The following is a 25,827-nucleotide window of genomic DNA, read 5'->3' as shown; positions in this document are numbered from 1 at the left end:
GGTGATTCTAGGTGGCCCGGTCCCCCGAATCGGCACCGATGGGCACCACGGGGCCCGAACGGCCTCGAACACGCCGAGGCGGGCACCGGTCCGCGTGGGTCCGGTGCCCGCCTCGGCGCGGGGTCGGGCGCTACTCGTCGCCGCCGGACAGGCGGGCCAGCTCCTCGTCCACGACGGACGGGTCGAGCTTGGTGAACAACGGGGTGGGACGGCCCAGCGGGGTGCCCGCGACGATCGGCACCGACTCCCAGCGGGCGTCGTTGTCGGCGTAGTCACCGGTGATGACCGGGTAGTCCACCTTCTCCTCGGAGCCGCCGATGGTGTCGTGGCCGGACTCGATGCGCGGCATACCCGTCCAGGTGCCCGTGCCTCCGAGCATCGCGTACACCTTGTTCGCCGACTCCGGGAGGAACGGCGTGAGCAGGGTGTTGGCGTCGCTGACCAGCTGGAGGGAGACGTGCAGGACGGTCGCCATCCGCTCCGGGTCGGTCTTCTTGAGCGCCCACGGAGCCTGGTCGGAGATGTACTTGTTGGCCTCGGCGACGGTGCGCATGGCCTCCTGGAGCGCCGCCTTGAACTGCGACCTCTCCAGCCGGGCGCCCACGGTCGCGAAGGCCTCCCGGGAGGCGGCCAGGACCGCGCGGTCCTCGTCGGTGAGCTCACCCGCGGCGGGGATCTCACCGAGGTTCTTGGCCGCCATGGAGATGGAGCGGTTGACCAGGTTGCCCCAGGCCGCCACCAGCTCGTCGTTGTTGCGGCGGACGAACTCGGCCCACGTGAAGTCGGTGTCCTGGTTCTCCGGACCCGCGGCCATGATGTAGTACCGCAGCGCGTCGGCGGAGTAGCGCTCCAGGAAGTCGCGCACGTAGATCACCACGCGGCGCGAGGACGAGAACTTCTGCCCCTCCATGGTGAGGAACTCGCTGGAGACCACCTCGGTGGGCACGTTCAGCTCGCCGAGCGGACCGACGTCGCCGTCCCGGTCGCCCTTCCCGCTCGCTCCGAGCAGGATGGACGGCCAGATGACCGAGTGGAAGACGATGTTGTCCTTGCCCATGAAGTAGAAGGACTCGTTCTCGTCGCCCTGCCACCAGCGGCGCCAGGCCTCGGGCTCCCCCACGCGCCGGGCCCACTCGATGGACGCCGACAGGTAGCCGATGACCGCGTCGAACCAGACGTAGATGCGCTTGGCGGCGTTGTCGCTCCAGCCGTCCAGCGGGATCGGCACGCCCCAGGTGAGGTCACGGGTGACCGCGCGCGGCTGGAGGTCCTCCACCAGGTTCAGGGAGAACTTGAGGACGTTGGGGCGCCACTCACCCTCCTTGCCCTTGAGCCAGTCGGTGAGGACGTCGGCGAAGGCGGGCAGGTCGAGCATGAAGTGCTCGGTGTCCACGAACTCCGGCGTCTCGCCGTTGATCCGCGAACGGGGCGAGATCAGGTCGATCGGGTCGAGCTGGTTCCCGCAGTTGTCGCACTGGTCGCCGCGCGCGCCGTCGAAGCCGCAGATCGGGCAGACGCCCTCGATGTAGCGGTCGGGCAGCGTACGGCCGGTGGACGGGGAAATCGCGCCCTGGGTGGTGCGCGTGAAGACGTAACCGTTGTCGTAGAGCGTGGTGAACAGCTGCTGGACGACGGAGTAGTGGTTGCCGGTGGTGGTGCGGGTGAACAGGTCGTAGGACAGTCCGAGCGCGACCAGGTCCTCGGCGATGATCCGGTTGTAGCGGTCGGCCAGCTCCCGGGCGGACACGCCCTCCTGGTCGGCCAGCACCTGGATCGGGGTGCCGTGCTCGTCGGTGCCGCTGACCATCAGCACGCTGTTCCCCGACATTCGCTGGAAGCGAGAGAAGACGTCGGAGGGGACCCCGAAACCGGAGACGTGGCCGATGTGGCGCGGGCCGTTGGTGTAGGGCCAGGCGACCGCGGTCAGGATGTGGCGATTCGACGACATGACTCAAGACTAAAGGTGGCCCGGGGTGTCCGAGCACCAAAGGACACCCGGTGTCCGCCGGGGAGGGCCCCGTCCACAGGGGCGACTCACGTGATTCCCCCCGAAGGGTGCCTACCCGTATGCTCTGCTGGATGGAGCCGTGTGCCCCCGGGGGCACCGGCCGATGCCAGCACGACCCTCCAACCCGGCTCTGAGGCGGTGGTCCCCACGGTTACCCGTGCCCTACCCCGCCCTGCCCTGCGGACCGGATCGCTGATCACCAGCGTGGTCCTGCTGGTCATCCTGTCCTTCCCGGTGGCCTCCGGCCTGTCCGGGGAGAGGGACACCGTCGCCCTGCCCGCGCACGGAGGGCACAGCGCCCCCGAGCGCGACGCCGCGGAGTCCGCCGACGACGACCCCTCGGGGGCGTCGGAGGAGGCGCACCCCTACCGCGGCACCCAGACGGTCTCCCTCGGGCCGCCCGTCTCCGTCTGCGACCAGCGGTCGGTACTGCGGGACCTGCCCGATGTCGTCCCCACGTGCGCACTGCGCCTGGCGGTGTGGGACCAACCCTGGTGGCCGCTGCCCCTGCCGCACCACGACCCCGTTCCCGAAACGGTCGACGCGGAGGAGCTGCCGCCCACCCGGGCACCGCCTCTCACCGCGCACACCCTCGTCTGACCATCCCGGTCGGCCGTCTCCCGGAGCCCTCGACGGCGCCGGGACCGGCCCCACGCACCCCCCTGCCCGGCGCCGCCGGGCAAGCGACCGGTACCCACCATCCGCAGTGAGAGGTTCACCCCTTGTCCAGTCAAACGGGAGCCGGGGCGCGCTGGACACGCGCGCTCATCTCCCTCCTCGTCATCCTCGTCGCGTTCGGCGCGGCGTGGTTCATCCCACCGCGCCTGGGGCTCGACCTCAGCGGCGGCACGCAGATCGTCCTGGAGACCCAGGACGGCACCGACGGCACGCAGGCCAACTCGGAGAACACCGACAAGGTCGTCGAGGTGCTGCGACAGCGCATCGACCGCCTCGGTGTGGCCGAGGCGACCATGTCCCGCTCCGGTGAGAACCGCATCATCGTCGAACTCCCGGGCGTGCAGGACCCGGCGGAGGCCGCGCAGATCGTCGGCCAGACCGCCCAGCTGTCCTTCCACGAGGTCCTGGGCGTCGGCGACCAGGGTGGCCAGGGCGTGCAGGCTCCCGGCGGAGGCGGCGACTTCGCCAACCCGCCCGCGGACGAGGCCCGCGCCCCCTCCGACGGCCAGGACGGCGCCCCCGAGGGCGGCGGCGAACTGCCGGAGGGCATGGAGGGCCTCGAGGGTATGGAGGGCCTGGAGGACATGCTCGGCGGCCAGGGCGGCATGCCCCAGGCTCCCGCGGGCCCCTCCGCGGAGAACCCCGAGGACGTCGCCCAGACCCTGCCCGACGAGCAGGGCAACATGCTCCAGCTGGGTGAGACCTTCATCCAGGGCGACCGGGTCTCCACGGCCGACGCTGCGCTGGACAGCGCCAACCGCGCCCAGTGGGTCGTCAACGTCGGCTTCCGTGGCGAGGGCCGCGAGCAGTGGCGCGAACTGACCGGCAAGGCCGCCTGTTACAACGACGGCGACCCCCGCCGCCGTGTGGCGATCGTGCTGGACGACCAGATCATCTCCGCCCCGCAGGTGTCCCCGGAGATCGGCTGTGAAGCCGGTATGTCCGGTGGTCAGACCACCATCAGCGGCAACGACTTCACCAGTGAGAGCGCCGAAGAGCTGGCCGTGCTGATCGAGGGCGGCTCGCTGCCGCTGCCGGTCACCGAGGTCCAGCGCCAGACCGTCGGCCCGACCCTGGGTGCCGCCGCCATCGAGGCCAGCGCCATCGCCGCGCTCCTCGGCATCGCCTTCACCGCCCTGTACATCACGGTGGTGTACCGGCTCGTGGGCTTCCTGGCCTCGATCGCCCTGGCGTTCTACACGCTGATCGCCTACGGAGCGCTGGTCGCCTTGGGGGCCACGTTGACCCTCCCGGGTCTGGCCGGTTTCGTGCTGGCGATCGGTATGGCCATCGACGCCAACGTGCTGATCTTCGAGCGCGCGCGTGAGGAGTACCAGCGCCAACAGCGGACCTACGAGGCCAACAAGTCCGCGGGCATGAAGGACGCCGGCGACTCCGAGTCGGCCAAGTCGGAGAGCGGCGCGCTGGCCCGCCGTCGCCGCCGCGCCATCGCGCCCAACCTGGAGAAGGCGTTCGTCCAGGGCACGCAGAAGGCCTGGAGCGCGGTCCTCGACACCAACGTCACCACGTTCCTCGCCGCCGGTCTGCTGTTCTTCTTCGCCTCCGGCACCGTGCAGGGCTTCGGCGTCACGCTGAGCATCGGCACCATCGCGTCGATGATCTCCGCACTGATCATCGCGCGCGTGTTCGTCGAGTGGGCCGTGCGGCGCGCGGTCATCAAGAAGCACCCGTCGATCACCGGTCTCGACCGCATCGGCCCGGTCCGCACCTGGCTGGTCGAGAAGAACCCGCAGCTCATGGACCACCGCCGCAACGGTCTGATCGTCGCGGCGCTGATCGTGCTCGTCGCGATCGCCGCCCCGCTGGTCCGCGACACCAACCTGGGTGTCGAGTTCACCGGCGGCCGGGTCCTGGAGTACGAGATCACCGGGGACCAGACCCTCTCGGTCGACGAGGCGCGTTCGGTCATCTCCGGGCTGAACTTCCCGGGTTCGGACACCGCCGTGGTGCAGGAGTCCGGTAACGGCGACATCGCCGTGCGCACCGGTGACATCTCCGACGCCGAGGCCGCCGGCATCGCCGACGCCCTCACCGAGGAGACCGGCGGCGTGGAGATGGTCAGCGACGAGCTGATCGGCCCGAGCATGGGCGACGAGCTGCGCAACCGGGCCCTGATCGCCCTGGCTGCGGCCCTGGCCCTCCAGATGATCTACCTGGCCTGGCGTTTCCGCTGGTCCTTCGGTGTCTCCACCATGCTGTCGCTGGCCTTCAACATGGTGCTGGTCATCGGTCTGTTCATCTGGCTGGGCAAGCCGATCGACGGTGTCTTCCTCGCCGCGATCCTGAGTGTCATCGGCTTCACGGTCAACGACACGGTGGTGGTGTTCGACCGTGTCCGAGACGAGTGGGCGAGGGACGAGAAGTCCTCGTTCAAGGAGATCGCCAACCGCGCGGTGCTCAACACCCTGCCGCGTACGGTCAACACGACCGTCGGCGCGTGGATCATCCTGGGCTTCCTCACCTTCCTCGGTGGGTCCTCGCTCCAGGACTTCTCCATCGCGATGCTGGTCGGTCTCACCACCGGTGTGGTCTCCACCGTGTTCGTCGCGGTGCCGATCGCCATCTGGCTCCAGAAGTGGGACAGGACGCCCGCGCCGCATGTGCTCAAGGAGCGCAAGGCCAAGGAGAAGGTGGCCGCCAAGGCCGCCCGGGACGCGGACGACGGCGCCGTCGTCTGATCCCGGCCCGCAGGCAGAGGAGGGGCCCCGGTCCGCGCCCACCGCGCGGGCCGGGGCCCCTCCCCGTTTCCGGGAGCGCTCTGCGTCAGGCCTGCGTGGGGGCGGGGGCGCCCTCCGAGGCCTGCACCAGCACGAAGCCCTGACCCTCCAGCGAGAGCTGGAAGGCCTCACCGCTGCCGCGCCCGATGATGGCGCCCGCCCTGACGGTGCTCCGGATCCCGGCCCGGAGCGTGCTCGACCACGCCACGGCCGCGTCGGTGTCGACGAAGGTGGGCTGGTCGACGTTGAGCAGCACGGGGGTCCCGTGGCAGGCGACCGCCACTCGGCCGTGCCCGGTGAACACGGTGTTGAACAGGCCCCCGGCCGCCATTCCGGCGCCCTGGACACGGCGGATGTCCCAATCGAGGCCGGGCTCGAAGGCGAGTACGTTCTCCCCGCTGACCGTGATGGAGTCGCCCTCCAGGTCGATCAGGTGGATGTCCCAGGCGTCCCGGGCCAGGAAGACGTCGCCCTGCCCGGAGACGCGCATCAGCGGCAGGCCCTCACCGGTGAAGGCCTTCTTGAAGAACTTTCCGACGCTGCCGGATCCCTGGTAGGCGAAGTCGATGTTGCCCTGGTAGGCGACCATCGAGCCCTGCCGGGCGAGGAACTCGCCGTTCAGGCCCACCCTCAGCATCTTGTGGTTCTGCAGGTGCATGCCCGGGCGCTGGGTCTCCTGGGCCTGCTGGAAGAGCTCGCTGCGCATGGTCGGATCCTCGTTCCTGTCGCCGTTACTGCCAGGTTCGACGCCGCCCGCCGGAAAAGGTTCCGGGAAGCGACGCGGGTCTCACTCAGCTTCGACGACCCCGTGGACCAGGTCGTACACGCGGCGCTTGGGCACCCCGGTCTCCTTGGCCACCCTGGTGATGGCCTCCTTGCGGCGCACACCCTCCTCCTCCAGGGCGGCCACTGCCTCCACCAGGTCGGTGTCACTGGTGCGCTCCGCCCGGGGGCGGGCACCCTCCACGACCACGGAGATCTCGCCCCGCACCCCCTCGGCCGCCCACGCGGCCAGCTCCCCGAGACCGCCCCGGCGGACCTCCTCGTAGGTCTTGGTGAGCTCACGGCACACCGCCGCGCGGCGGTCCGCCCCGAAGGCCCCGGACATCGCCTCCAGGGTGGCGGCGATCCGGTGCGGGCTCTCGAAGAACACCATCGTGCGGCGCTCGTCGGCCAGTTCGGTCAGATACCCCTTCAGGCCCTTGCGCGGAGGGAAGCCCTCGAAGCAGAATCGGTCGGTGGGCAGCCCGGACACCACCAGGGCCGTGGTCACCGCGGACGGACCCGGAATGGCGGTGACCGGAATCCCCTCGTCCGCGCAGGCGGCGGCCAGACGGTATCCGGGGTCGGACACCCCGGGCATCCCGGCGTCGGTGACGACCAGCACCTCCTCGCCACGGCGGAGGTCGGCCAGGAGTTCCTCGCTCCGGCGGCTCTCGTTCTGGTCGTAGTAGGACACGATCCGGGCACCGGTCGCCCCGCCCAACCGGATGCCGGAACGGGAGGCGAACTGCCTGAGGCGACGGGTGTCCTCGGCCGCGATCACGCGCGCCTCCTCGAGCGCGTGGAGCAGTCGGGGCGGCGCGTCCTCCTGGTTTCCGATGGGCAGACCCGCCAGCACGAGCCTCCCGACTCGCCGCGTCCCGTCAACGACCTCAACCACTGTGATCCCCGTTCTGTCGCGCTACGGTTGGCTCTATCGCGCCACCCGAAACCCGGTTTCGCGGCCCGTCCGCAACGGACCCCCATCTCTGACCCCAACCTACGAGCCGAGATGACCAGCACCGCACTTCACAGCGAGGTACCACCCTCGAACCCCCCGGCCGCGGCCCAGCCGCCCACGCTCCGTTCCCGTTTCTCGCCCCGCCTGCCCAGCCCGTGGTGGCTGGGGTGGCTGGGCGCCCTCGTCGTCGCGGGCTTCGCGGGGGCGCTGAGGTTCTTCAACCTCGGCCAGCCCGACCGCATCTACTTCGACGAGACCTACTACGCCACGGACGCCCACGCCCTCTGGGAGTTCGGGTACGAGCACGACGCGCTGGACCACTCCGACGACCTGCTGAGCCAGGGGGACTCGAACATCTGGACCGGCGGGGGCGACTTCATCGTCCATCCGCCGGTCGGCAAGTGGATGATCGCGCTCGGCGACTGGCTGTACTCGATCATGCCGTTCGGCTCGGCCGTGACCCCCGAGGGCTGGCGGGTGGCCTCGGCCGTGGCCGGGGTCCTCTCGGTGCTCATCCTGGTACGGCTCGCCACCCGGATGACCCGCTCCGTGCTGCTCGGCTGCACGGCCGGGCTCATCATGGCGATGGACGGCCTGCACTTCACGCTCAGCCGCATCGCCATGGTGGACATCTTCCTCACCCTGTGGATCCTGGCCGGGTTCGCGTGCCTGGTGATCGACCGGGACCGCACGAGGGAGCGGCTGGCACGGCTCGCCGAGGCCGGGGCCGACGTCACCGCGGTGGGCTGGCTCGGTATGCGCTGGTGGCGCCTGGCTGCGGGGCTGTGCTTCGGTCTGGCGATCGGCACCAAGTGGTCCGCCCTGTTCTTCGTGGCGGCCTTCGGCCTGCTCACCGTCGCCTGGGACTACGGGGCCCGGCGCAGCGCGGGTCAGCGTCGTCCGCTGGGCCGGTGGTTCGGCTTCGACGCCGTCCCCGCGTTCGTGCAGACCGTGGTGGTGGCGGGCGTCGTCTACCTCGTCTCGTGGTCGGGCTGGCTCCTCACCCGGGGCGGCTACAACCGGGACTTCGCTGAGGGCCTCGTCCCCGGCTGGATTCCGGGGTTCCTGCGCTCGCCGCTGGAGGCCCTGTGGAGCCTGTGGGACTACCACGGCCGCATGATGAACTTCCACTCCAACCTGAGCAGCGACCACTCCTACATCTCGGCGCCGTGGGAGTGGCTGGTCATGCGCACCCCGGTGCTGTTCCACTACAACGGCCAGGCCGTGGGGTGCGACACCGGGAACTGCGTGACCTCGGTGGTCTCCATCGGTACCCCGGTCGTCTGGTGGCTCAGCATCATCGCCGTGACCGTGATGTTCGGCTGGTGGATCACCTTCCGTGACTGGCGCGCGGGCGCGGTGCTGCTCGCGGTCGCCGCGGGCTGGCTTCCGTGGTTCGCCTACCCCGAACGCCCCATGTTCCTGTTCTACGCGCTGCCGATCCTGCCCTTCCTGGTGCTGGCGATCGTGCTCGCGCTGGGACTGGTGATGGGCGCTGGCGAGGACAGCCCCCGGTTCACCCCGTACCTACGGGCGCTGGGCGGGGTGGTCTTCGGTGTGGTGGTCCTGCTGATCATCGCCCACTTCACCTATCTGTATCCGGTGTTGTCCGCCTATCCGATACCTGAGGAGACCTGGCGCGACCGGCTCTGGTTCGACGTGTGGGTCTACGGCAGGGACGCTTCCTGACACACTCCGGGGAACGGTGAAAACCGTTCCCCGGAACACATCTCCATTAGTGGCAGAAGGGCAGGAAAGCAACAGTTTCGAGTTGCCGAAAGAGGACACTCCGGAATCGCGGATTCGCGCCGGAAAAGTCTCGGCAAAGCCCCACTCCCCCTGGTACTGTCTGCAACTGGTTGCTGTTGTTGTTTCCATGGATGCCCGAGGCGCCTCGCGGAACTGCACGTGGGCGCTCGTCGATTCGGGATTACCGTTCGTCGGTTGGCGCCCGGCGACCCGGGACCAGCAGGGTGCGGTCCCGCCGTAGTCCCCAAGGGAGAGCACATGGCTCAGGGCACCGTGAAGTGGTTCAACTCTGAGAAGGGTTTCGGGTTCATCGCCGTCGAGGGTGGTCAGCCCGACGTGTTCGTGCACTACTCGGCGATCGCGGGTACCGGCTTCCGGAACCTGGAAGAGGACCAGAAGGTCGAGTTCGACATCATCCAGGGCCCGAAGGGCCCGCAGGCGGCGGACGTTCGCGCGGTCTGACCGTCACACGTGCGTCTTCCCAGCCCTCCGCTCGTCGAGCGGGGGGCTGGACCGCTTTCGGGCGGCGGACCGGGGGCTTCCCCGGGTGTTCGGAGGGCCGCGCCGCGCCGATCCCCAACAAGGGGGTACGCGGTTACCCAAGCCCGGCGATACCGGTTAACCTGCTTGAAGCCGGTCGGTACACCAGGAGCGAGGACTGAACATGTTCGGCATCAGTGGGGCAGAGTTCGTCATCCTCCTGCTGATCGCGCTGCTGATCTTCGGCCCCGACCAGCTCCCCAAGGCCGCCCAGCAGGTCGGCCGGGTCCTGCGCCAGCTCCGCACCATGGCCAACTCCGCCTCCAACGACATCAAGGAGGGGCTCGGCCCGGAGTACAAGGACTTCGATGTCCAGGACCTCAATCCCAAGCGCTTCATCCAGAAGCACTTCTGGGAGGAAGAGGAGGAGGCGGAGCGCAGGCCCGCCTCCCAGCTCAACGGCAAGCGCCCGCCCTTCGACGACGAGGCCACGTAGCGCTCCTGCCGTCGGCCCCTCAGCCGACCAGCATCAGGAAGAACGATCCCAGGGCGAGCAGCACCACCCCCCCGATGATGATCGCGGGCGAGCCCAGGACCACGATCAGCACCTCCGCCGTCACCGCGCCGCCCAGCGCCGCGGCGATCCACGGCCACCGGGGGCGGGGCGCCCAGTCGTGACGGCGCTCGCGGGCCGTCGCGACCAGGAACGCCAGCCCGATCAGGAGCCAGAAGCCCAGGTGGGCGGCGATGCGCAGACCCGGATCGACGTAGTCGGCCATACCGCCGACGATCATGACGTAGAAGACGGTGCCGGTGGCCAGGCGCCAGAATCCCCGGCTCCGTTCCACCGGGATGACCTTGCTCCTGGCCGGGGTCGTACGCCGGAACCGTTCGGCTGCGACCGGTGGTTCGTGCTCCCCCGGTCTCGGTTCCGGCCGGGGTGCGGCGCGGCGCGGCGCCTGCTCGGATTCGGTGGGGCGGACGTACCCGCCCTGCGGTTCTGGTTCCTCTGGCTGCTGGTATCCGCCTGGGTACTGGGGGGAGTCGGACACGGAGGTTCCGCCCCTTCACGGTCGATCCGGACCTGACTGTCCTGTTGTCGTACCGGGCTCCTACCCGTTGCGGTCGGGGGTCAAATCCCCCCTCCCGGTGGCGGTCCCCCGCGAAGCCGCCCCTGCGCTCCGTGAACGCGCCCGTTCCGGGCACGCGAAAGGGGCCCGCCGACGACGTCGGACAGACCCCCCTACACGTGAGTTCCCAGGAGAACGTTCAGCGTGTGCTGGTTACCACCAGCTCCAGCCGTTGCTCTTGCGAGAGGCCTTCGCGTGCATGGTCATGGCATCCACCTTTCCATCGATGTCTCCGGCCCATCCCGCAACCAAGATGTCCCATCCGGACGGGCTTCACAAGACCCATGCTCGAATATTCGTCATTCCGTGGTCAGCCCTCGACCGAAGATTGCAGCAGTGGCACAGGAAAGCCCACTGAAGTCACTGTCGTCGCAGTTCAGGCGAGTTCCCTTTGCCCCATGCCAAACAGACCCTCCCCGATGACCTGCAAAGACAAGACCGGCGCGGGGCAAAATCCCCGAGGGCGAACATAACAGAGTGTGATGGTATCGCTATTGTGGTTTGGGCGCTGGGAAACCGCACAATCGGCGGCGCCGGTTCGGGTCCCGTCGTGGTGACGCGGACCAGTAGGGGGACAAGCCAGAAGAAACCGCCACAGACCATGGCTTCTTGGGCGTATCACCAGAAGACGGACGATCACGCTTCGTATCGGAGGTGGAACGCGCCTCCCCCTGGAAGACGGTCCCGCCGCAGGAGCCGAAGCCGGTTTTCGGCCAATCACTAACGGCAGTATTCTCCGCCGAAAACGCCGTGAACGGCTCCCCCTTCCACACCGGGACGGGGAAGCCGTTCACGACCGGAAAGGCGGAGGGCTCAGCGGATCGCCAGGCCACCCACGATGAGCGCGACACCCGCGGCGACCAGGCCGATCACCAGACTCGCCGCCCCCAACGGGATGAGGACCCTCAGCCGGTTGGGGGCCTGGGGATCGCGGCCCACCACCGACAGGAAGAACCCGGCGGGCATCAGGACGGTGGCCAGGAGAACCAGGTCACCGAGGAGCCGCCCCCAGTCCGGGACGGTGGGCTGGTCCAGCAGGAGTCGGACGACCAGGCCGAGGATCACCAGGACCCCGGCGTGCGCGTGCCCCGCGCGGAAGTAGGAGCGCTGGAGTTCGTTGGCGGGGAAGGCACCGTTGACCACCCGGAGCATGAACGTGCCCCCGTAGGCGATGCCGACCACGGTGAGCAGGACGGCGCCGGACGTGATGAGCGCTGCGGCGGACATGGGTCACTCCTGTGCTGGTGAGGGGGGTCGCCCCGAGGGGCCGAAGAGGAGCCCGGCGCTACGTCGGGTGATGGTGAGCAGATCGGTGTCCCCCAGCAGGGCCCGCACGCCGGAGCTGTCGAGGTTTCCGGTGAGCGCCAGGGTGGCGATGCCGTGCACGATCGACCAGCCCGCCACCACCCCGGCGGCCGGGTCGTCCACCCGGTTCCCCTCGTCGGACACCGAGGCCACACCGGAGCGCAGTTCGTCGAAGGCGGCGCCCCGGGCGGCGGCGAGCGCGGGGTCGGCCTCGTCGAGCAGGGTCGGCGCGAACATCACCTGGAAGTGCGCCGGGCGCTCCGTGGCGAAGCGGACGTACTCGACCCCGGACTCCAGGAAACCGCCGCCCGCTTCCCTGTTGACGGCCAACCGGTCGGCCAGCTCGGCGAAGCCCTCGGTGGCCAGGGCGTTGAGAACGCCCTCCCTGCTGCCGAAGTGGTACCGCGGGGCCGTGTGGCTCACTCCGAGGTCGGCCGCGAGTGATCGCAGGCTGAAGGCGTAGGGGCCCTCCCGTTCGATGACCTCCGCCGCCCGCGCGAGCACTGCGGCCCGCAGGTTCCCATGGTGGTATCCGTCTGCCATGCAGCAGACTATACAACGGAAAGTTTCCACTGGATAGATCCGGTCGCACCGAGATCCGCGCTCCCCGACCCATAGGACATCCGGGACCACCGAGGTACCCTGGGACGCACACCGGTCCACCCGCTTCAGGGGATAGACACTTCGCCGGTGACACTCGGGGCTCCGGTCCGGACGACCGCCCGCCACAGGGAACAGCAGCATCCGTCCGGCACGGCCAGGGACACGTCGAAGGGCCCGGTTCGCTGAACCGGGCCCTTCGACGTGTCTCGCGGTCGTCGTGCCCCTTGAGGAAAGACAGAACAACCCCGCGAGGAGGCCAGAGGCCCCCGAGCAAGGTCGTTTCAGAGCCACCCGGGGGTACCAAGGGGGTCGCCCCCTTGGGGAAAGACGAAACGACCCGGCAAGGAGGCCAGAGGCCCCCGAGCAGGGTCGTTTCAGAGTGAAGTGGAGCTATGGGGATTTGAACCCCAGACCCCCTCGATGCGAACGAGGTGCGCTACCGGACTGCGCCATAGCCCCTGAAGACGTTTGAAAGACTATCAGGAGATTGCGTGTGGTCCGAACCGGACCTTCTGGCTCAGTCTCCGGCGGCCCGCAGTCGGGCGTCCGCGTACTGGTCGTAGACGTGGCTGCGACGCTCGATGAAGGCGATGATCTCGGCCTCGCGCTCGGCCTCGCGGGCCTGCTCCACCTCGGCTCGGCGAGCCCTCAGGGCCGCCCGGCGGCGCGCCCTGACCGCCGCCTCGCGGCGCTCGGCGTCGGCCTTGGCGGCCTCGCGCAGCAGGGCCATGTGCCCGAAGAGCAGCAGGACCGGCGGGGCGATCACCCACCAGGGACCCAGACCGAAGGCGACCGCGATGATCGTGCCGACGTTCAGCAGGGTGAGGACGGTGGTCCGTCGGCGCCGGCGCGCGATGACGCGGGACCGGGGCTCGTGCCCGACACGCGTGCGCGCCTCGGCGACCGGCTGGCTCCGCTCCGGAGCCTCCCCCACGGCGCCCTGGTCGCCACTGAGGACGGGACGGTGGATCACCTGGGTCTCGGTCAGGTCCGGGTCCGCCTCGTCGTCTGAGGCGTCCTCAGCGCGCTGCTCGAAGTACTCGTCGGCCTCGGTCGCCTCGACGTCCTCGTCCTCGCGGCGGGTGTCCTCGTGGACGGAGTCCACCGAGTCCTTCCGCAGCAGCATCGGGACGAGGACGATGAGCCAGACCACCACGATGGCCAGGTACAGAGGAGAGCTGCTCATCACCCCTCCTCACGATGACGGCCACTGAACGTTGGTCGACACTTCGTCGACACCGCCGCGCGTGTGGCTGGACGTACTCCCGGAAGTAGAGACGTCCTCCGGCTGGACTTCGTTCCTGGCCCTCGTCGGACCGGGATCGATTCCCGTGCGCCATATCCACGCGTTGCCCGCATCGTCAATGCGTCTATGTTCCGCACGGTACGACCCCGTGTCCATAAATGCGCCACATTCCGACCGGAGTGTCGCAAGATTGTGGACCCTCAGTTTCGGTCGTCACACCCTCCCGAACGAAAGAGCAGGTCAGGCGATGACTGCGGAGCGCAGTGCCAATTCAACGCAAAGTAATGAATCATTGTGCTTAAAGAGGGGTTTAAGATCCGGACGCATCCGTGATCGTGCCATGTTCAGTTCGATCCCGGGTACGGACTCGCCGGATCCCACGGATCGTCGACACCGTTCGGGCCCTGTGGCCCCAATGCGGAACCGGGGCCGGAACTCCCCTCCTCTGGCGGACCGGAAGGAGCCCCGTCGTACCAGCGGCGCAGCGCTCCTCGGGGTACCTCCTCCGCCGTGAGCGCGTAGCAGATGTGGTCCCTCCAGGCTCCGTCGATGTGGAGCTGACGTCTGCGCACCCCCTCGTCGCGGAATCCCAGCTTGGTGACCACTCGTCGGCTGGCGCGGTTCTCGGGACGGATATTGGCCTCGATCCGGTGGAGTCCGACGGTGAAGAAGGAGTGGTCGACGGCCAGGGCGACGGCGGTCGGGGTGATCCCCCGCCCAGCGTAGGCACTGTCGACCCAGTAGCCGACCTGCGCCGATCTGGCCGAGCCCCACACGATGGCGCCCACTGTGAGCTGTCCCACGAAGCGGCCTTCGTAGGTGATGGACCACGGCATCGACAGGCCCAGCCTGGCTTCGCGGCGGATGGCCTGGAGCATGGCCACGTAGGGCGTCAGCCCGGTGGTGCGGAGCGGCATCTCGGGATAGGTGGGCTCCCAGGGACGCAGCCACTCGGCGTTGCGCGCCCGGGTGTCCCGGAGGAGGGGGGCGTCGCGAAGGCGCAGAGGGCGAAGCGCGATCGGCCCTTCGTGAAGGGTGACGGGCCACCCCTGTCTGCGGTTCACGTCCGTCCTTCCAAGCCCTCCGGACCGCCCTGCGCGGTCGTGCCACCGGCCCTCGGCGCTCGCGGAGCTCCCGGTGTCGGTGACGCCTTCCAGTATTCCACTCCGCGGGCGTGAGGTGGCGGGCGTCACCCTCACTGCACGAGAATCGGATGTTTCCAAACTCCATTCACTCCAGCACCGAAAACCGGAGGGGGGTCAAGCAATTCTCCGCTCCCGGAATGCCCCGGATGTGATTCCGGTCATTGTCGGGTGTCATTCGGGCCGAGGATGGTCTCCACCCCGGAGCTGGTCGATCGCGTGGCCCAGAACAGGCTCCAGGACGTCCATCCCGTCGCGCACGCCGCCTCGGGAACCGGGCAGGTTCACCACGACCGCGCGGTGTCCGGAACGTTCCGCGATCCCGGCCAGGCCCCGCGAGAGGATGGCCGTGGGCACACCCTTCTCCCGACCAGCCGCTCTGAGGGCCTCCGCGATCCCGGGGATCTCCCGTGTCAGGAGCGGGCGCGTCGCCTCCGGCGTGAGGTCCTGCGGCGTGAGCCCGGTACCCCCGGTGGTCAGGACGGCGTCCACGCCCTCGTCCAGGGCCCGCTCGATCGCCTCGGCGACGGGCGCGCCGTCAGCAACCACCCACGGCCCGACGACCGCGCAGCCCATGGCCCGGAGCCGTTCGACGATCACCGGCCCGGAGCGGTCCGGGTAGACCCCGGACGCCGCGCGGTTGGAGGCGGTCACCACCGCGACCCGGTGCACGGCGTCACTCACCGCGCCTCCAGTGGCCCTTCTTCCCGCCGGTCTTCTCCTCGACCCGCACCCGGGTCACCTCGGCCTCCGGGTCGATCGCCTTGACCATGTCGACCAGTCCGAGCGCGGCGGTCATCACGCAGGTGAGCGCCTCCATCTCGACGCCGGTGCGGTCTGCGGTGCGCACCGTGGCACTGACGTCCACCCCGTCGTCCGTCACCGTCAGGTCAACGTCCACGCCGTGCACGGCGATCGGGTGGCACAGCGGAACGAGGTCCGGGGTGCGCTTGGCCCCCTGGATACCGGCGATCCGGGCGACGGCGAGGGCGTCACCCTTGGGGACCCCTCCGCCACGCAGGGCCGCGACCGTCTCCGGGTTGAGCAGGACCCTGCCGGTGGCCGTGGCCGTACGGGCGCTGACGGACTTGGCGGAGACGTCCACCATGCGCGCCGAGCCGGACTCGTCGAGGTGCGTGAGGCCGGAGGGGTGCGCCTCCGGGCGTGGGGTGTCGGTCATCGCTGTGGAGCCACTCATCGTCTGGTACGGAACACGCGGCAGCCCGGAACGGTCAGCCACGGGGACGCGCGGCGCGTGTCCCAGGACGACGGTACTCCTCCGCGGGGACAGCCGGACCGTTGCTCAGGGCTCCGGCAGGACCAGGACCTCCACCATCTCACCGGCGGCCAGCTCGGTGACCTCCTCGGGGACGATCAGGAGACCGTTGGCCCCGGCCAGCGCGGACAGCTGGTGGGAGCCCTGGCGCACCGCCGGAGCGACCGCGGGCACCGGGTCCGGCGCGATGGGGTCGGACAGCACCGCGCGCAGGTAGGAGCGGCGGTCCCGGGGCGATCCGACCGGGGTGGCCAGGCGCGCCCGCACACTCGGCAGGGGGTTCGGGGGCAGACCCCGCAGCCTGCGCAGGACCGGCCGAACGAACAGGTGGAACGACACGAAGGCGCTCACCGGGTTGCCCGGGAGGGTGATGATCGGAGTGTCGTCCGGTCCGATCGTGCCGAACCCCTGGGGTTTGCCGGGCTGCATCGCCACCTGGGTGAACTCCACGGTGCCCTTGGTGGAGAGCACCTCCTTCACCACGTCGTAGGCGCCCATGCTCACACCGCCGGTGGTGACCACCACGTCGGCGCGGACCAGGAGGTCCTCCAACGTGTCCCAGACGGTGACCGGGTCGTCGCCGACGAAGCCGTGGCGGTACACCTCGCAGCCCTCGTCCCGGGCGGCGGCGGCCAGCATGTAGCTGTTGGACTCGTAGATCTGCCCCGGACCGAGGGGGCGGCCCGGCTCGACCAGCTCCTCACCGGTGGAGAGCACCACCACGCGCGGCCGAGGGCGGACCGGCACCGAGCGGCACCCGACCGCCGCGAGGACACCCATCTCCCCCGCACCGACGCGAACCCCGGCGCTCAGCACTGTCGCGCCCTCCATCACGTCCTCGCCCCGGCGCCGGACGAAACCCCCCGCCTGCGCGGGGCGGTGGATCGCCACATCCACGGTGCCGCCGTCGGTCCACTCCACCGGGACCACGGAGTCGGCCCCCTCGGGTAGGGGGGCGCCGGTCATGATGCGGGCGCACAGTCCGGGCCGGATCGCGGCGGGGTCCGCGTCACCCGCCGGGATGTCGGCCACCACCGGCAGCCGGACGGGGCGGTCGGCGGTGGCCTCGGCCAGGTCGGCGGCGTGCACGGCGTAGCCGTCCATCGAGGAGTTGTCGAAGCCCGGCAGGGACACCGGGGAGACGACCGGTTCGGCGAGCACGGTCCCGTGCGCCTGGAGCAGGTCCAGCTCGGTCGGCTCGGGCACCGCGACCAGCCCCAGAAGGTCGGAGATGTGCTGTTCGACGCTCTTCATGAGGTCCTTCCGGGTCGTGGACGCGCTGTGAGGGCCTCCCCCGTCACAGGGGGAGGCCCCGGTCCCATTGTGACGACCTCCGGAGCCGACGTCCCGGACCCGGTGCCCCCGGGTCAGCCCCGGAGCTTCTCCTGGCGGTCCAGGAACTCCCTCAGCCAGGGCAGGAGCTCGTCCGCCAGGTCCGGGCGGCCGCAGGCGAACTCGACCACGGTGCGGATGTACTCGGCCTTGTTCCCGGTGTCGTAGCGGTTGCCGCGCAGCAGCACGCCGTGCACACCGCCGCCCTTCTCGGGGCTGGTCCTGGCCAGCTCCTTCAGGGCGTCGGTCAGCTGGATCTCGCCACCGCGCCCGGGCGGGGTGTCGTGCAGTACGGGAAAGACCGCCGGGTCACACACGTAGCGGCCGATGATCGCCCAACGGCTGGGCGCCTGCTCGCGCGAGGGCTTCTCAACCAGGTCGGTGACGGTGACGACGTCGTCCTCGTCGGTGGTCTCCACCGCCGCGCAGCCGTAGAGGGAGACCTGTTCGGGCTCCACCTCCATGAGCGCGACGACACTGCCGCCGTGGCTCTGACGGACCTCGATCATGCGGCGGAGCAGGTCGGCCGACTCGATGAGGTCGTCGCCCAGGAGCACCGCGAAGGGGTTGTCGCCCACGTGGGCCTGCGCGCACAGCACGGCGTGTCCCAGCCCCCGGGGCTCACCCTGGCGGACGTAGTGGACCTGGGCGAGGTCGCTGGACTCGCGGACCGAGCGGAGCTTGTCCTCCTCCCCCTTGGCGGCGAGCGCCTCCTCGAGTTCGTAGGCGCGGTCGAAGTGGTCCTCAATGGAGCGTTTGCTGCGCCCGGTGATCATGAGGACGTCGCCGAGCCCGGCTTCGACGGCCTCCTCCACGACGTACTGGATCGCGGGTTTGTCCACGATCGGCAGCATCTCCTTGGGAGTGGCCTTGGTGGCGGGCAGGAAGCGGGTGCCCAGGCCCGCGGCCGGAACGACCGCCTTGGTCACGGCGGCGTCGGTGCGGGATCGCTTCTGGTCGGTGTCGGCGCTCATGAACGGCACTTTAGGACAGACAACCCGCGTTACGTGGACCGATGACTTCCCGTGGCCGAGAAGTCCCCGTCGTTTCGGGCGAAGTCGTGGAAACCGCAACCGCGTGTTCACCCCTCGGAGGAAATCGGGGTCCGGTGCCACACTGGGCCCATGGGTGCCTCGAACGACCACGACCGGACCGCCAAGCGCGCGCTGCGCGCGCGCCTGCTCGCCGCGCGGCGGGAGAGGGGCGCGGCGGAGCGCGACCGTGTGGCTTCCGCGGTCCGCGACACGTTGATGGGGCTCCCCTGGCTGGCCATGGGCGGGACGGTGGCCTGTTACTACTCCGTGGGCGGCGAACCCGGCACGCGCGGTCTGGTCGACGCGCTGTGGAAGCGGGGCACGTACGTGCTGCTGCCGATCTTCCTGCCCGACGGGACCCTCGACTGGGCGGCCTACGAGGGCCCGGACGGCCTCGAACCGGCCGGCCACGGCCTGGTGGAGCCGACCGGGCACCGGTACGGCCCCGAAGTGCTCGGCCGCGCGGACGCGGTGGTCTGCCCGGCCGTGGCGGTGGACCGGCGCGGGACGCGGATGGGGCGCGGCGCGGGTTGCTACGACCGCGCGCTGCCCCACAGGGGCCCGCGCACCCCGGCGATCGCCGTGGTCCATGACGAGGAGTTCGTGGACGCGCTGCCCGTGGAGGGGCACGACCGGCCGGTGGACGCGGTCGTGACCCCGGGCGGCGGGCTCCACGTGTTCGACCCGAACGCGGCGGCCTGGCCAGGAGGGAACCCGGACGGCCGGGCGGTGTGAGTCGGGCCGGGACCCCGGGGGCACCGCTCTCGGGAGGCTCCGGGGATTAAGGCACCGGGTCGCGGCGTTATGGCTGGCGGTCGTGTCCCGCACCCACCCCGAACACGAGCACCCCGTGCGGCCCCCGACCGGGTACGGCCCGACCCTGGGGACGCCCGGCGCCGCAGGGGGAGGGGTTGTCGCGGCTGTGGTCGGCGAACGCGTACTATTTAGCAGTCAACGGGTGTGAGTGCCAGCAAGGAGGACCCGGAACAGTGCCTACGTACCAGTACGCGTGCACCGAGTGTGACGCCCAGATGGAGGTCGTGCAGAGCTTCAGCGACGACTCGCTGACGGTCTGCCCCGAGTGCGAGGGGCGCCTGCGCAAGGTGTACTCCGCGGTCGGCATCGTCTTCAAGGGTTCGGGCTTCTACCGCACCGACAGCGGCAAGTCCACCACGAACAGCTCCGCCCTGACCGGTTCCAACACCGCTGAGGGCGGCACCGAGGGCAACGGCGGCAAGTCCGGCGACGCCGCCAAGCCCTCCTCCGACTCCGGCTCCACCGCCACCCCCGCCGCCTCCACCCCCAGCACGGGCGGCGGCGACAAGTCGACCAGCAAGAGCACCAGCGGCAGCACCGCCGCGACCAGCAGCTGAGCCACCGCACCGTTGACCGTGGCCGCGCCGCCGAGACCCCTCGGCGGCGCTTCTGTTGTCTGCCGGGCCCCGTGTGACGGGCCCCGGGGTGGGAATCCGCCCTGTGGACAACCCTCCGGGGCCGCCTCTCCCGGCCTAGCGTTGGAGGTATGAGCACCTCCCCTCCCGCGTTCCGGCTCCGGCGCGGCCCGCTCCGCCTGCTCGACCGCCACCGCCGTACCGTCGCCGCCGTCCTGACCGCGCTGGCCGTGGTGTGCGCGGTCCTCGTCCTGCGGCCCCCGCCCCAACCCCGGGCGGAGGTGCTCGTCGCCGCGCGGGACCTCGACGCCTCCGCGCCCCTGTCCGAGGAGGACCTCACGCCCCTGGTCCTGACGGAGAGCTCCGTACCGGACGGGGCGCTCTCGCCCGGGGACCGGGCGGCCGGGCTCTCGCTGAACGCACCCGTGCGCCGGGGCGAGGTGCTGACCGACGCCCGCCTGAGCGACCCGCCCGCGCTCCCCTACGGGGCGGACATGGTCGCCGTGCCGGTGCGGGTGGCCGACCCGGGGGCCGTCGGTCTGCTGTCCCCAGGCAGCCGAGTGGACGTGCTGGCCGCGACGGGCGCGGACGACTTCGGCGGGCCGCCCACCAGACCCGGGCCCGCCGTCGAGGTGGTCGGTGACCGGCCCGTTCTCGCCGTGCCCTCTGAGGAGGGTCCGAGCGGGGAGGGCGGTGCGCTGGTCCTGATCGCCGCGACCAGCGAGGAAGCCCGGGCCCTGGCCGGGCACGCGACCTCTTCGCGGCTGTCTGTGACGATTCGCGGTTGACCGATGACCAGGGGTGGTGAAAGCTGTCCGGGCGCCACTTCGGGCGCGTCCCCATCAATCACGAACACGTAGGGCAGTTCCATGGAAGGCTTCAAGAAGTTCCTGCTCCAGGGAAACCTGGTGCAGCTGGCGGTCGCGGTCGTCATCGGCTCCGTCTTCGCCGGACTCATCTCGGCGTTCACCGAAGGGTTCATCACCCCGCTCCTGGGGATCTTCGGCGGGGTCCCGACCTTCGCGGACCTCTACTTCGAGGTCAACGGCAGCCAGTTCATGTACGGCGCCTTCGTCGACGCCATGATCTCGTTCCTGATGACCGCGGCGGTCCTGTACTTCTTCGTGGTCCTGCCCATGGGCAAGCTGATGGAGAAGTTCATCAAGGCCGAGGAGGCCACCACCCGCGAGTGCCCCCACTGCTTCTCGGAGATCAACAAGAAGGCCAGCAAGTGCGCCCACTGCACCAGTGAGGTCACGCCCGAGACCGTCTCCTAGGGCACCGAGGGGTGTCTCGGCGCCCGTCCCGACACAACGGGCCCGACACACGGGAGGGCGGCCCCACGGGGCCGCCCTCCGGGCGCTTGGCGCCGGTTGGAACCGGCTGCGGATCGGGCTGACCTAGCCCTCGTACTCCCAGTGCCAGGGCTCGAAGGGACTGGACTTCGCCCAGGCCGGGTGGATCCAGTTGTACTTGGCCCCGTGCTCCTCCATCCAGTTCCACCGTTCCGAACGGAAGTTCTGGATGCCGCAGCCGAGGTCGATCGCCTGTCCCAGACCGTGGTTACTGGTACCGGGCACGGCGGCGAACCCGGGCGGCTCCTGGGCGTAGACGCGGTGCTGGTTGGGCAGGTCGCGGTACGCGCTGGTGATGCAGATGTTCTCGCCGAACTCCTCGACGTACTCCACGTTCAGCTGGAGGAACTCCACCGCGGCGTCGGCCCTCAGGAACTTGTCGTCGTAGAGCGAGCAGAGGGCCTCCTGCGGGAGCAGCCCGTTGGGGTAGCCACCCGCGTTCGAGGCCGCGCTCGCGTCGCAGTCGGCGGCCGCCATGTAGGCCTCCGGGTCCAGGCCCCGGGACTCCAGCTCGTCAGTGAGCTCGGTCATGCTCGACTCGGACTGTTCGCGCAGCGAGTCCACCTCGGCGGAGAGCTCAGCCTGTTCGAGCTGTGTGAAGGTCTGGAGCTCCTGGGCCTCCCCTGCCAGCCCCACCTGCTCCTCGCGCAGGTCGGTGGCGTCCTGGATGAGCGCCTGGTTGTCCTCGGACAGCTTGGCCGCGTAGGACTGCGTCTGGAGGTCGTCGTCGAGGTCCCCCGCCGCGAGGATGCCGATGACACCGGCGTCGGGCTGCTGGTACATGGTGCTGGCCAGCCGCGCGAGCGGTTCGCGCATCTCGTTGAGGTCGCCCTCGATCTGCTGGAGTTCGTGGAGGGTGGAGATCAGGTCCTCCTGCGCCTCCTCCAGGGCGTCCTGGCGCTCGACGTACTCGTCGGTCGCCTCCTCCAGGGCGTCGGCGGAGGACTCCGCGCGCTCACGGAGGTCCTCCAGGCTCGCTTCGGCTGGCGGGGCGACTGTCACGGATCCGGGCACGACGAACAGGGACGTGACCAGCATGAGTGTCAGCGCCTGCGCGATCCGGACCCGGTGGTGTGCCCCCAGGGTGGTCAGCACCCCGTTACCCGGTACGCGGGACCTACGCCGCGCCGACTCGGAAGTGAACGGCACGAATGATCCTCCGGCTGCTTTTTCCTCGAACACCTACTCGTGGCCGCAAGGCAACGTACTACATGTCCACATGCGGACACACTGGACCGTACGGCCCGACGGCCGAACCCGTGGACGGTTGCTCGCCGTCCTTCCGGCCGTCTCGCGCGGCCTCTGGAAGAAGGCCTGGTCGTCGGGGTGCCGTGACCTGGCGCACCCGCCCGCCCAGAGTGACCGAAGGGCGGTGGCGGCTCGCATCACGACACGCGAAATGAACAACATCACACCGCAACCAGGACAACCAATCGTAGGTCAGCGTACTGTGCCGCGCACGCAGAGTGCCTCGGCCCCACCGCCCCAACACCAATCGGCACCCCACGCACACCCATCCTGGGTTAGGCTTGGCCCCGTGGCCGGGTAACGTCCGGCTCTGGCATCACCCATGGCTCCATAGCTCAGGGGATAGAGCACCGCTCTCCTAAAGCGGGTGTCGCAGGTTCGAATCCTGCTGGGGCCGCATCAACGAAGGGGCTCCCCTCTCGGTCGAGAGGGGAGCCCCTTCGTCTTTTCCCCCGCCAGGAATCCGTCCCATCCCCGTCAAGACGTCACAAGTTCTCGCGCGCCCCTCCCCCGTGCGGCGAAAAAGTTGACCGCACCGTCCGTGTCGGGGGACGGTCCCCGCACCCTTGCGAGTCATCATGGGCAGGGAACGACCAGGTCGGAGGCGTGCACACGCACGGACGGGGGTGGCCGGATGGCGGACGGGGACCGGGACGACATGACCGAACTCGGGGACGACGCCAAGGGGCGCCAGCGTGGAGGATCGCCCTCGGCGATCTCCGGGGCGCTGAAGAAGGACCCCCAGCCCGGCCCGCAGCACTGGGGCGGCCCGAGGCCCCGCAGGGCGGATCCGGACCGGTTCTTCCCCAGGAAGTTCCCCCGACTGTCCCCGAAGGACCCCTGAACCGCTCCCGACGACCGGGCCCGCGTCCAGGGGTCCGGGCTCACAGGAAGCCGCGCCAGGGCGCCAGGACGATCTCGCTGAACTTGGCGGCGATCGGGCGCCCGCGCCACTCCTCCTCGGTCAGTTCGCGGGCGTTGGTGAGATCCGTCTCGAAGACCTTCTCCAGGTGCCGGGCCACGCTCTCGTCGAAGATCTCCACGTTGATCTCGTAGTTGCCGGTGAGGCTGAGGCGGTCCACGTTGGCCGTGCCGATCGTGCTCCACCTGCCGTCCACCGTCGCGGTCTTGGCGTGCACCATGGCGTCCTCGTACAGCCAGAGCCGCACCCCGCCCCGGAGCAGCTCCGAGTACCGGCCGCGCGCCATCCAGTCGGCGACCACGTGGTTGGAGTTCTCCGGCACGAGCACGTTGACGTCCACGCCCCGTCCGGCCGCCTCGATCAGGACGTTGGCCAGCTCGCGGTCCGGGATGAAGTAGGCCTGCGTGAAGATCACCCGCTCCTTGGCGCGGTCCACCGCCTCCAGGAACATCGCCCGGATCGGGTAGATGAGGAGTTCGGGCACGTTGCGGTGGACGCGCATGCGCGAGTCCCACTCCGCGTCGCCCAGACCCCGCAACTCGGGCTGGTCCGCGCGCCGGTTGGTGTTCCAGAAGTCCGCGAAGGCGTTCTCCAGCTCCCACACGACCGGGCCGACGACCCGGAGGTGGGTGTCACGCCACTCGATGGCGTAGGTGGAGCCCACGTTGAAGCCGCCGACGAAGCCCGTCTCCCCGTCCACTGTGAGGATCTTGCGGTGGTCGCGGCCGGACTTGCGCACGTTGAGCAGGAGCACGCCGGGGCGGAAGGCCGGGTAGCGCATGACCCGCACCGAGGGCGGGAAGCGGAAGAAGGAACGCGGGACCACGAGGTTGGCGAAGCCGTCGTAGATGACGTAGACCTCGACACCGCGCTCGGCCGCCTCGATCAGCGCCGCCTTGAACTCCTGCCCCACCGCGTCGGACTTGAAGATGAAGGACTCGAACAGGACGCGGTGGCGGGCGCCCCGGATCGCGGAGAGCATGTCCTCGAACAGGTCCTCGCCGTAGGTGTAGACCGTGGCGGTGGTCTCCCCGACCGGCACCGAGGCGGGGTCGGTGCGGGGGAAGTTGGCCCGGTGCGGCCGCACCCTCTTGCGCCACTGGTCGATCCCGACGAGGGTCGCGACCACGGCGACCTGGGTGGCCAACAGCCCCAGCAGCCCCCGTTTGACCCAGGTCGTGATGGTCGAGCGTCTCAGCATGCGGTCGCCTCCCGAACAGGCCGTCCGCCGTGCCCCCGGAACGGCGGCCACCCCGGCACCAAGGTGGAGCACCACCGTAACCCGGTGTCCACCCCGGTTCCGGACACGAACCGCGTATCGGGGCGATCTCGGCGCCGGGGCCCGCGACCGCGACGAACAGGACTTCGCCGAACGGAACCCCCGCCGAGCGAGACGGGGCCCGGGCGGGACCGGGCACGCGACGGCGCCCCGCCCCCACCTCGTCGAGGACGGGGGCCGCTTACCCCCGGTACCGACCGGCTTGCCGGTCGGACCTCAGGAACGCGCCGAAACCGGCGCGCGACCCCCGCACCGCCTCGGCGTCAGGTGTCCTCGCGCCGCCGAAGCACGAGGAGCTCGGTCGTGGGACTCTCCCTGCGGCCGCGCACGAGCCTGCGGTCCACGCGGTACAGCAGGGCCCCGGCGAGCCAGCCCGTCGGGGCGGTGACAGTGGCGGCCCGCAGGACCCCGCCCCAGACCTTGCGCCACGGCAGTGCGGCGTCGACCTGCGCGTTCATCAGCATCAGCATGGGTACCCGGCGCACGATGTCGAACCCGGCCTTGTCCGCCAGCGACGCGATCGTCTCCAGCGTCCGGTTGACCTGGTGCTCTCCGCGCTGTTCGGGGCGCTGGAGGCAGTTCTCGGAGATCACGAGGGTGCCGCCGGGACGTACGACCCGGCCGAGGGACCGGAAGGCCGCCGCGTACCGGTCGTCGTCGGTGATGTGGAAGAGCACGTCCATGCAGGAGGCGGCGTCGAAGCTGGCGTCCTCGAAGGCGTCCAGCTCGGACACGTCCTGGCGAACGAAGCGGTGGTTCGGGAAGCGACCGCTCAGGCGTTCGACGGCGGCGTCGGTCATGTCGCAGCCGGTGACGTCACCGGCGCCCAGGCGCTCCCACTGGCTCACGTAGAACCCCGTGCCGCTGCCCGCGTCGAGCACACTGGCGCCCTTGAGCCCCAGCTGGCCGACCTCGCGGAGGAAGACCTCCTCGCGAACCCGGTACATCCAGGTGTTGAAGGGACGTCCGAGGGCTCGGTAGCCGACGCCGCTCTCGGTCCAGTCGCCTTCGAGCCGGTGTTCCCAGAAGTCACGGAGTTCACTGTGCGTAGCCATGCGACCACTTTCACACCGCCGCCCCGCGTTGTCCTGCCGCACCGCCGTACCGGCCGGTATCCCGCGACCCGGATACGCCGATCCGCCGGATCGGGCGTTCACCCCTGTGGACAAGTCCGGAAGTGCCCACGTG

At 70.0% G+C, this 25,827-nt stretch carries 25 protein-coding genes and 2 tRNA genes; 11 read left to right on the top strand and 16 right to left on the bottom strand.

Going from position 1 to position 25,827, the window contains the following annotated elements; translation table 11 throughout:
* Nucleotides 1-130: 130 nt before the first annotated feature.
* Nucleotides 131-1,948, bottom strand: coding sequence for a methionine--tRNA ligase (metG, locus tag KBX21_RS08470; RefSeq protein WP_210841551.1), 1,818 nt, complete (start codon nt 1,946-1,948; stop codon nt 131-133).
* Nucleotides 1,949-2,146: 198 nt separating this feature from the next.
* Here metG and KBX21_RS08465 point away from each other — a divergent pair, with 198 nt between their 5' ends.
* Complete coding sequence (locus KBX21_RS08465; RefSeq protein ID WP_307869176.1) at nt 2,147-2,608, top strand: hypothetical protein; 462 nt, start codon at nt 2,147-2,149, stop codon at nt 2,606-2,608.
* 122 nt (nt 2,609-2,730) lie between these two features.
* Nucleotides 2,731-5,385, top strand: a complete 2,655-nt coding sequence (secD, locus tag KBX21_RS08460; protein ID WP_049569694.1) for a protein translocase subunit SecD — start codon at nt 2,731-2,733, stop codon at nt 5,383-5,385.
* Between the two features lie 85 nt (nt 5,386-5,470).
* On the opposite strand, the gene KBX21_RS08455 is transcribed toward secD, so the two are convergent.
* Both KBX21_RS08455 and rsmI read right to left on the bottom strand, forming a co-directional pair.
* On the bottom strand, nt 5,471-6,130 hold the full coding sequence (locus KBX21_RS08455) for an AIM24 family protein (protein ID WP_049569691.1): 660 nt from the start codon (nt 6,128-6,130) through the stop codon (nt 5,471-5,473).
* Nucleotides 6,131-6,211: 81 nt separating this feature from the next.
* Nucleotides 6,212-7,087, bottom strand: a complete 876-nt coding sequence (gene rsmI, locus KBX21_RS08450; protein ID WP_049569688.1) for a 16S rRNA (cytidine(1402)-2'-O)-methyltransferase — start codon at nt 7,085-7,087, stop codon at nt 6,212-6,214.
* A gap of 111 nt (nt 7,088-7,198) precedes the next feature.
* On the opposite strand from rsmI, the gene KBX21_RS08445 reads away from it, so the two are divergent.
* From KBX21_RS08445 to KBX21_RS08435, 3 genes are all read left to right on the top strand, one after another.
* The gene (locus tag KBX21_RS08445; RefSeq protein WP_049569685.1) at nt 7,199-8,836 is read left to right on the top strand and encodes a dolichyl-phosphate-mannose--protein mannosyltransferase; all 1,638 of its coding nucleotides are present in this window, start codon (nt 7,199-7,201) and stop codon (nt 8,834-8,836) included.
* Nucleotides 8,837-9,154: 318 nt separating this feature from the next.
* Entirely contained in the window at nt 9,155-9,358 is a 204-nt protein-coding gene (locus KBX21_RS08440) for a cold-shock protein (protein ID WP_017543917.1), read from the top strand.
* 202 nt (nt 9,359-9,560) lie between these two features.
* A complete protein-coding gene (locus tag KBX21_RS08435; RefSeq protein ID WP_017543918.1) occupies nt 9,561-9,872 on the top strand; it encodes a sec-independent translocase in 312 nt (103 codons plus the stop codon).
* 19 nt (nt 9,873-9,891) lie between these two features.
* On the opposite strand, the gene KBX21_RS08430 is transcribed toward KBX21_RS08435, so the two are convergent.
* From KBX21_RS08430 to galU, 10 genes are all read right to left on the bottom strand, one after another.
* Nucleotides 9,892-10,428 (bottom strand): hypothetical protein, encoded by a 537-nt coding sequence (locus KBX21_RS08430; protein WP_049569681.1) that lies wholly within the window; start codon nt 10,426-10,428, stop codon nt 9,892-9,894.
* A gap of 891 nt (nt 10,429-11,319) precedes the next feature.
* Nucleotides 11,320-11,733, bottom strand: coding sequence for a hypothetical protein (locus tag KBX21_RS08425; protein WP_210841550.1), 414 nt, complete (start codon nt 11,731-11,733; stop codon nt 11,320-11,322).
* Between the two features lie 3 nt (nt 11,734-11,736).
* On the bottom strand, nt 11,737-12,354 hold the full coding sequence (locus tag KBX21_RS08420; protein ID WP_210841549.1) for a TetR/AcrR family transcriptional regulator: 618 nt from the start codon (nt 12,352-12,354) through the stop codon (nt 11,737-11,739).
* Nucleotides 12,355-12,799: 445 nt separating this feature from the next.
* Nucleotides 12,800-12,873, bottom strand: a tRNA-Ala gene (locus KBX21_RS08415).
* Between the two features lie 58 nt (nt 12,874-12,931).
* Entirely contained in the window at nt 12,932-13,600 is a 669-nt protein-coding gene (locus KBX21_RS08410; protein ID WP_210841548.1) for a hypothetical protein, read from the bottom strand.
* A gap of 404 nt (nt 13,601-14,004) precedes the next feature.
* The gene (locus KBX21_RS08405) at nt 14,005-14,724 is read right to left on the bottom strand and encodes a GNAT family N-acetyltransferase (protein WP_049569668.1); all 720 of its coding nucleotides are present in this window, start codon (nt 14,722-14,724) and stop codon (nt 14,005-14,007) included.
* 252 nt (nt 14,725-14,976) lie between these two features.
* Nucleotides 14,977-15,486, bottom strand: coding sequence for a molybdenum cofactor biosynthesis protein B (locus KBX21_RS08400; protein WP_199776505.1), 510 nt, complete (start codon nt 15,484-15,486; stop codon nt 14,977-14,979).
* The gene (gene moaC / locus KBX21_RS08395) at nt 15,479-15,982 is read right to left on the bottom strand and encodes a cyclic pyranopterin monophosphate synthase MoaC (protein ID WP_049569665.1); all 504 of its coding nucleotides are present in this window, start codon (nt 15,980-15,982) and stop codon (nt 15,479-15,481) included. The genes KBX21_RS08400 and moaC overlap by 8 nt, the downstream gene beginning before the upstream one ends.
* Nucleotides 15,983-16,105: 123 nt before the next feature.
* Nucleotides 16,106-17,332, bottom strand: a complete 1,227-nt coding sequence (glp, locus tag KBX21_RS08390; protein ID WP_210841547.1) for a gephyrin-like molybdotransferase Glp — start codon at nt 17,330-17,332, stop codon at nt 16,106-16,108.
* 113 nt (nt 17,333-17,445) lie between these two features.
* Entirely contained in the window at nt 17,446-18,384 is a 939-nt protein-coding gene (gene galU / locus KBX21_RS08385; RefSeq protein ID WP_049569658.1) for a UTP--glucose-1-phosphate uridylyltransferase GalU, read from the bottom strand.
* Between the two features lie 150 nt (nt 18,385-18,534).
* Here galU and KBX21_RS08380 point away from each other — a divergent pair, with 150 nt between their 5' ends.
* The 4 genes from KBX21_RS08380 (at nt 18,535) to KBX21_RS08365 (ending at nt 21,112) form a co-directional block, all read left to right on the top strand.
* On the top strand, nt 18,535-19,179 hold the full coding sequence (locus KBX21_RS08380; RefSeq protein WP_210841546.1) for a 5-formyltetrahydrofolate cyclo-ligase: 645 nt from the start codon (nt 18,535-18,537) through the stop codon (nt 19,177-19,179).
* A 254-nt stretch (nt 19,180-19,433) separates the two neighbouring features.
* Nucleotides 19,434-19,817: an FmdB family zinc ribbon protein gene (locus KBX21_RS08375; protein WP_049569650.1), complete on the top strand. Its 384-nt coding sequence runs from the start codon at nt 19,434-19,436 to the stop codon at nt 19,815-19,817.
* A 149-nt stretch (nt 19,818-19,966) separates the two neighbouring features.
* Nucleotides 19,967-20,623: an SAF domain-containing protein gene (locus tag KBX21_RS08370; RefSeq protein ID WP_049569646.1), complete on the top strand. Its 657-nt coding sequence runs from the start codon at nt 19,967-19,969 to the stop codon at nt 20,621-20,623.
* An 81-nt stretch (nt 20,624-20,704) separates the two neighbouring features.
* Nucleotides 20,705-21,112 (top strand): MscL family protein, encoded by a 408-nt coding sequence (locus KBX21_RS08365; protein ID WP_049569641.1) that lies wholly within the window; start codon nt 20,705-20,707, stop codon nt 21,110-21,112.
* A gap of 123 nt (nt 21,113-21,235) precedes the next feature.
* Here the strand turns inward: KBX21_RS08365 and KBX21_RS08360 are convergent, their stop codons facing one another.
* The gene (locus KBX21_RS08360; protein ID WP_049569637.1) at nt 21,236-22,339 is read right to left on the bottom strand and encodes a M15 family metallopeptidase; all 1,104 of its coding nucleotides are present in this window, start codon (nt 22,337-22,339) and stop codon (nt 21,236-21,238) included.
* Nucleotides 22,340-22,762: 423 nt separating this feature from the next.
* On the opposite strand from KBX21_RS08360, the gene KBX21_RS08355 reads away from it, so the two are divergent.
* Together KBX21_RS08355 and KBX21_RS08350 are read left to right on the top strand one after the other, a co-directional pair.
* Nucleotides 22,763-22,835: transfer RNA gene (locus KBX21_RS08355), tRNA-Arg, on the top strand.
* 237 nt (nt 22,836-23,072) lie between these two features.
* The gene (locus KBX21_RS08350) at nt 23,073-23,282 is read left to right on the top strand and encodes a hypothetical protein (RefSeq protein ID WP_210841545.1); all 210 of its coding nucleotides are present in this window, start codon (nt 23,073-23,075) and stop codon (nt 23,280-23,282) included.
* Nucleotides 23,283-23,322: 40 nt separating this feature from the next.
* Here KBX21_RS08350 and KBX21_RS08345 read toward each other — a convergent pair whose 3' ends face one another.
* Together KBX21_RS08345 and KBX21_RS08340 are read right to left on the bottom strand one after the other, a co-directional pair.
* On the bottom strand, nt 23,323-24,561 hold the full coding sequence (locus KBX21_RS08345) for a phosphatidylserine/phosphatidylglycerophosphate/cardiolipin synthase family protein (RefSeq protein WP_049569632.1): 1,239 nt from the start codon (nt 24,559-24,561) through the stop codon (nt 23,323-23,325).
* A 341-nt stretch (nt 24,562-24,902) separates the two neighbouring features.
* Nucleotides 24,903-25,694, bottom strand: a complete 792-nt coding sequence (locus tag KBX21_RS08340; protein WP_049569629.1) for a bifunctional 2-polyprenyl-6-hydroxyphenol methylase/3-demethylubiquinol 3-O-methyltransferase UbiG — start codon at nt 25,692-25,694, stop codon at nt 24,903-24,905.
* Nucleotides 25,695-25,827: the final 133 nt, after the last annotated feature.

Origin of the sequence: Nocardiopsis sp. B62 (assembly GCF_018070675.1) — a bacterium.
GTDB classification, from domain to species: Bacteria; Actinomycetota; Actinomycetes; order Streptosporangiales; family Streptosporangiaceae; genus Nocardiopsis; species Nocardiopsis prasina.
Note: the sequence above shows the minus strand (reverse complement) of the source record. Positions and strands in the feature narration are given on the sequence as shown.

Bases quoted from the DNA above. Each gene is read 5' to 3' on its own strand.
- metG (WP_210841551.1), bottom strand. From the start codon at position 1,948: ATGTCGTCGAATCGCCACATCCTGACCGCGGTCGCCTGGCCCTACACC.
- KBX21_RS08455 (WP_049569691.1), bottom strand. From the start codon at position 6,130: ATGCGCAGCGAGCTCTTCCAGCAGGCCCAGGAGACCCAGCGCCCGGGC.
- KBX21_RS08445 (WP_049569685.1), top strand. From the start codon at position 7,199: ATGACCAGCACCGCACTTCACAGCGAGGTACCACCCTCGAACCCCCCG.
- KBX21_RS08440 (WP_017543917.1), top strand. From the start codon at position 9,155: ATGGCTCAGGGCACCGTGAAGTGGTTCAACTCTGAGAAGGGTTTCGGG.
- KBX21_RS08435 (WP_017543918.1), top strand. From the start codon at position 9,561: ATGTTCGGCATCAGTGGGGCAGAGTTCGTCATCCTCCTGCTGATCGCG.
- KBX21_RS08425 (WP_210841550.1), bottom strand. From the start codon at position 11,733: ATGTCCGCCGCAGCGCTCATCACGTCCGGCGCCGTCCTGCTCACCGTG.
- KBX21_RS08420 (WP_210841549.1), bottom strand. From the start codon at position 12,354: ATGGCAGACGGATACCACCATGGGAACCTGCGGGCCGCAGTGCTCGCG.
- KBX21_RS08410 (WP_210841548.1), bottom strand. From the start codon at position 13,600: ATGAGCAGCTCTCCTCTGTACCTGGCCATCGTGGTGGTCTGGCTCATC.
- moaC (WP_049569665.1), bottom strand. From the start codon at position 15,982: ATGACCGACACCCCACGCCCGGAGGCGCACCCCTCCGGCCTCACGCAC.
- glp (WP_210841547.1), bottom strand. From the start codon at position 17,332: ATGAAGAGCGTCGAACAGCACATCTCCGACCTTCTGGGGCTGGTCGCG.
- galU (WP_049569658.1), bottom strand. From the start codon at position 18,384: ATGAGCGCCGACACCGACCAGAAGCGATCCCGCACCGACGCCGCCGTG.
- KBX21_RS08380 (WP_210841546.1), top strand. From the start codon at position 18,535: ATGGGTGCCTCGAACGACCACGACCGGACCGCCAAGCGCGCGCTGCGC.
- KBX21_RS08370 (WP_049569646.1), top strand. From the start codon at position 19,967: ATGAGCACCTCCCCTCCCGCGTTCCGGCTCCGGCGCGGCCCGCTCCGC.
- KBX21_RS08365 (WP_049569641.1), top strand. From the start codon at position 20,705: ATGGAAGGCTTCAAGAAGTTCCTGCTCCAGGGAAACCTGGTGCAGCTG.
- KBX21_RS08350 (WP_210841545.1), top strand. From the start codon at position 23,073: ATGGCGGACGGGGACCGGGACGACATGACCGAACTCGGGGACGACGCC.
- KBX21_RS08345 (WP_049569632.1), bottom strand. From the start codon at position 24,561: ATGCTGAGACGCTCGACCATCACGACCTGGGTCAAACGGGGGCTGCTG.
- KBX21_RS08340 (WP_049569629.1), bottom strand. From the start codon at position 25,694: ATGGCTACGCACAGTGAACTCCGTGACTTCTGGGAACACCGGCTCGAA.